The organism is uncultured Campylobacter sp., assembly GCF_938045595.1.
Taxonomy (GTDB): domain Bacteria; phylum Campylobacterota; class Campylobacteria; order Campylobacterales; family Campylobacteraceae; genus Campylobacter_B.
Genome location: NZ_CALIBB010000280.1, coordinates 1 through 5,187 on the forward strand (window position 1 = coordinate 1; position 5,187 = coordinate 5,187).

5 protein-coding genes and 1 pseudogene are annotated in these 5,187 nt (G+C 44.0%); all 6 read left to right on the forward strand.

Annotated elements, in window-relative coordinates:
• Window positions 1-371: pseudogene (locus tag Q0340_RS10920) on the forward strand (anthranilate phosphoribosyltransferase); the annotation flags it as partial.
• Window positions 372-1,493, forward strand: coding sequence for a DNA adenine methylase (locus tag Q0340_RS10925; RefSeq protein WP_298083324.1), 1,122 nt, complete (start codon window positions 372-374; stop codon window positions 1,491-1,493). It begins immediately after the preceding pseudogene.
• Window positions 1,477-3,234, forward strand: coding sequence for a hypothetical protein (locus tag Q0340_RS10930; RefSeq protein WP_298083325.1), 1,758 nt, complete (start codon window positions 1,477-1,479; stop codon window positions 3,232-3,234). The genes Q0340_RS10925 and Q0340_RS10930 overlap by 17 nt, the downstream gene beginning before the upstream one ends.
• 62 nt (window positions 3,235-3,296) lie before the next feature.
• Window positions 3,297-4,205: a hypothetical protein gene (locus Q0340_RS10935; RefSeq protein WP_298083326.1), complete on the forward strand. Its 909-nt coding sequence runs from the start codon at window positions 3,297-3,299 to the stop codon at window positions 4,203-4,205.
• Window positions 4,206-4,222: 17 nt separating this feature from the next.
• Entirely contained in the window at window positions 4,223-4,528 is a 306-nt protein-coding gene (locus tag Q0340_RS10940) for a hypothetical protein (protein WP_298083327.1), read from the forward strand.
• Window positions 4,529-4,669: 141 nt separating this feature from the next.
• Window positions 4,670-5,125, forward strand: coding sequence for a hypothetical protein (locus Q0340_RS10945; RefSeq protein ID WP_298083328.1), 456 nt, complete (start codon window positions 4,670-4,672; stop codon window positions 5,123-5,125).
• Window positions 5,126-5,187: the final 62 nt, after the last annotated feature.

Sequence of the window (5,187 nt, forward strand, 5' to 3'; positions counted from 1 at the left end):
ACGCTCTGGTGGTACACGGCATGGACGGCATGGATGAGATCAGCCTGTGCGACGAAACGCTAATCCACGAGGTCAAGGACGGCAAAATTTTAGAATACCGCGTAAATCCTGAGCAGTTCGGCTTTAAACGCGCATTTCACGGCGATATAGAAGGCGGCGACGGCGAGGCTAACGCCGAAACTTTAAAGCAAATTTTAAAAGGTGAGCTTAGCGGACCAAAATTTGATATCGTCGTGCTAAACGCGATGTTTGCGCTATACTGCGCGGATGTCTCGGCAAGCCCTGCGGAGGCTAAGCCGCTCATTTTAGAGGCGATCAGATCGGGCAAAACGTGGAAATTTTACGAAAACTACGTAGGGGCGAGAGCTTAGATGGCTAGCGGCGAAAAGAGGGAATTTTTAAGCGAGCAGCTCATCAGCTATCTGGGCAACAAACGCTCGCTGCTAGCGCCGATAGAGCGGGCGATCTGCGAGATTAAGGTGGAGCTTGGGCGGGACAAGATCAGCTTCGCAGACGTCTTTAGCGGCAGCGGCATCGTCGCGCGCCTGGCTAAAGCGCACTCAAGCCTCGTGATCGCAAACGACCTGGAGGGCTACTCGCGCGCGATAAACTCCTGCTATCTTTCAAATTTTAGCGACGGGCTGTGGCGAGACTTGAGCGAGCTGCACGCTGAAATTTTAAGAAATTTTACGCCGAAGGAGAGTTTTTTTAGCGAGCTGTACGCGCCGAAGGACGATGAGAATATCAAGGCGGGCGAGCGCGCTTTTTACACGCGCCGAAACGCCCTGATTTTGGGCGGGCTTTGCGAGCAGATCGGTAAAATCCCGCAAAAATTTCGCGATTTTTTCACCGCGCCGCTGCTTAGCGAGGCGAGCATCCACTCAAACACGGGCGGCGTTTTTAAGGGCTTTTACAAGGACAAAGCGGGCGTGGGCAAGTTCGGCGGCAGCGGCGAAAACGCACTAGCTCGCATAATGGGCGAAATTTCCCTGCGCCTGCCCGTGCTTTCAAGCTTCGCCTGCGAAAGCGCGGTCTTTCAAGAGGACGCCGCCCGCTTTGCGCAGAGCGCGCGCGAGCGCTTTTCGCAGCTTGACATCGCGTATTTCGACCCTCCCTACAATCAGCATCCCTACGGCTCGAACTATTTTATGCTAAATTTGATCACGGATTTTATAAACGAGGGCAAGCGCCCAAATGCTGCGGGGCTTAGCAGGGTTTCTGGGATTCCCGCGGACTGGAACCGTTCGGCATATAACAAAAAATCAAGTGCTGCGGAGGAATTTTTCGCGCTGCTGGCGGAATTTCCGGCGAAATTTTTAATAATCTCTTTTAATTCCGAGGGCTTTATCTCGAAGGCGGAATTTTTAAAAAACCTCGCGCACATCGGCTCCGTGCGCACGATAGAGATCCGCTATCCGACTTACCGCGCGAGCAGAAATTTAAACGCGCGCGAGCTTTATGTGACGGAATTTTTATATGTCGTACAGAAGTAAGATCAAAATTTGCGGCATCAAAAGCGCTGCCGAAGCCCGCGCAGTGCTGGCGTGCAGCTCGGCTTTATGCACAAATTTAGAGCGCGCGGACGACGCTAAAAACTTGCCGCAATCAAGCGACGAGAGCTCAATAAAAAATTCTAATTTTTGCGGCGAAAATTCTGGGCGGAATTTTAATTCGGACGCCGAGAATGCTACGCGAAATTTCAATTCTGACGGCCAAAATTTCGCGCAAAATTTTAATCAGGGCGACGAGAATTTTACCTACCGCGCACAAAATCATGCAAATTTTACGTCTGAGCAAAATTCCGATTGCGATAAAAATTTCAGTAGCGATTCACAAAATCTGGGCGACGGCTCGGGTGCGCGCGTGGAATTTTTAGGCGTAATTTTTGTGTCAAGCTCCAAGCGCCGCGTTAGCGTAGAAACGGCGCGCGAGATCGCACGCATCGCGCATGAAAACAGCGCAAAGTGCGTCGGAGTTTTTGCTTTGAGCTCCGAAAAACACAGCGCCGCCGCATGCGAATTTAAAAATTTTAGCAGCAAAACTCGCGACGAAGAAATTTGTGAAGATAAAATTTACGCGGGCACGAGCGGCGGCTTAAAATTTTACGAAAACGAGCGCGACGATTTGAGCGTAAATTTAAACGCAAACTACGCCGCGCCTACTTCGATAAAAGATCTAAATTCTGAAATTTTTGGCGCGAAAGCTCTAGGCGAAGAGCAAATTTTAAAAATTTGCGAGGCTTGCGAGCTGGATTGCGCTCAGATTTATGGACGCATAAGCGCGGATTTCAAAGCACGTCTCAACGCAGCAGGCATCGAGGCGTGGCAGGTGCTAAGCATTGGCACCGAAATGCCGCCGCTTGAGGGTTTGAGCTGTGATCGGATCTTATTTGACGCCAAAGGAAGGAACCTGGGCGGTAACGGCGTGAGCTTCAACTGGGATCTGTTGCGGCGCGCAGGACTTAGTTACGAAGAAAAATACTGCGCGGGCAGCGCAACTCAAAGCACAGACGGCACAAAATGCGACTCGGCTAGCGGGCACTGCGATACGCAAAATAACGCATCAAGTGACGAAAAATGCTATGCAGCAGGCACGGCTCAAGACTCAGACGGCGCAAGGAGCCATCTTAAACACAGCGCGATCTGTAGCGGATATAGCGAGGGGAATTTAAAGCGCGATAAAAACGGCGACTGCAACAATTCTTGCATGGAGCATAGCGAAAACGGAAATTTGAAGCTCAAGAGGGTAAGCGACGTGTGCTGTGCCTCTAATAGCAATGAAGCGAGCAAACACGCACATGATATTGTTCGATCGAGCAATACGAAACAAGAAGCGAGCGCCGATCGTCGCGCCGCAAAGAATGACGATGAGTGCAAATTTAGTGCGTGTGCTACCGCGCGGCTGAGTGGTGTAAGACCCGCAAGCGAAGGTGTCAATGATCAAGGCACAAGAGACTATGAGACGGGCGCACCAAATATTGCGAATGACGGCGGCGAAGTGGACAAGCTGGGTGCCACAAAAGATGATAGCGCGGATAAGCATGACGCTGCTGCTAAAAGCGGCACGATCTCTTTTATTCTCGCAGGTGGCATCGGTGCACAAAATATCCGTGAGGCACTCGCACTGCGCCCATACGCAATCGATCTAAACAGCCGCGTGGAGGACGCGCGAGGCATCAAAGATCCACAAAAGATAAGCGAAATTTTGCAAATTTTAAAAAATGCACAAGGCTGATCTCTGCGTGCAAACTCGCGCGATAGTTATATCTAAATCAAGCGTGTATAAGGAGGAGTCAAATGCATAATAACGAAATTGCTAGGTTTGGCATAAGCAAAACGCGGTATGATAAAAATATAAAGGATTTCTTACAAAATAAAAATTGCGATAAGCGAAATTTGGCGGGTGGTGGGCTAAAATTTACGAGCGATGGCAGGCAAAATTCTATAAATGCCAGCGAGCAAAATTTTACGAATGCCATTGAACAAAAATCGCAAAGCGATCTCTCTTGCGCCGCTGATACGCCTCTGCAAAATTTTAAAACTCAAGCTAGAGATTACGATAAAGAGCCGATAATCATAAAAGACCACGCTATAATTTTAAATGCTATCATCAGCGCGATTTATATCATTACTACGATATTGATGGCGGTCTACGGTAAATTTTCCGCCCAGCAAATTTTATTTCTCGTTTTGCTGGATTGCTATTTTCCGCTCAGAGCATTAAATAAATTTTCAAATTTCGGCAAGTGCTATATATGCTTTAACAATGACGATATAACCCTATACTCTAAAAAGACGGAAGCCGTTTTATATGAGACCAAAATTTCAGATATAACTTGTATCAAACGAACCACGGGACCGTCATATCCCGAAATATCAAAAAAGACAAAATGCCTTATGCTGCTGTTTGCTTTTATATATTTGCTTTTAGTTTTTTTCGTAGCGGTAGTGATAGACGAAAGGGAGGAAAATTTTTGGATAATTTTTGCAGTAATTATATCTATTAGCTTCTTTCCTTTATTGCTATATAGGCTTTTTAACGGGCTAGGCTTTGATATTATAAATGACAGCATATTGATATATGACAAAAATTCTTTTATAGAGGTTTCGTTTCTAAGTAGCAAAGAATACAAAGAGCTAAAAGCCTATTTTCTACTGAAAACGGGAAAAAATTTAGATAAAATCCCGCCGCAAATTTTCGTGTAGGTTATAGAGAATAAAAGATGAATAGAAAACAGAGACTTGAGAAGCTAAATAAAATTTTAAATGAACGGCGTCAAAATTTAGAGCAGGGTTCAGGGTGGAATTTTGATGCCGAAAATTCTGACAGTAAAAATTGTAAATTTGAAAAACTCACGGATAACTCTACGATAAATACAAACGAAAAACCTAATAAATTCGAACAAAATCCGAGTTGCGCTAGTGATTACAATAAAGAGCTTTTAGTGCTCAAAGATAGGACGAATTTTTATATAGTTCTTGCTACAGTATGCACGCTTGCGATTATGATTTTTATGTATTCATACTAACCCAATCAAACTAGATATAATCAGCTTTTTATAGTATTTCCATTTTTCGGATCGCCTATAATAATGGAATATTTTACAAATTTTTACAATAAGAAACTTGTAAAATTTTATAATGATCGAGTTACTTATTGTACAAACAAAATGCCCGAAAAAACTATATTCTTAGATGATCTTAAGGATGTAAAAAGAGCCTATTTTGCAAGAGATAATGAGTGGCTTAGGAGACAAGGCGCTTTTTATAGATTCTTCTTAAAATTTGATCCATATGCTACGATAATCGCTTTTTTATTGATCTGCATATTGGTATTGGCTATCGGCGTAAGAAAATATATAGAAGCAGGTAGTTTCAGAGTATTTTTCATATCTATACTTGCATTTTTGTTTTTATTCGTCTTAAAATTTATATATTTTTTGGTTTTTAAATTTCAACTTAGACTTATATTCTACGATAATATAATAATCCGAGGCAAGGATAAAGATATCGCCTTTACGATAGAAACTATGGATGACTACGTTAGGATAAAAGAATTTTTTATGAGGACAAAAGACATTGATTTGGATAAGACCGAGCGCCACGTGTGGCTGGATTTTAATTAGCAATTAAAAGTTTTAGATGAAAGAAACCGTAATCAGAGAAGCCTTTAAATTTTAAAATTTAA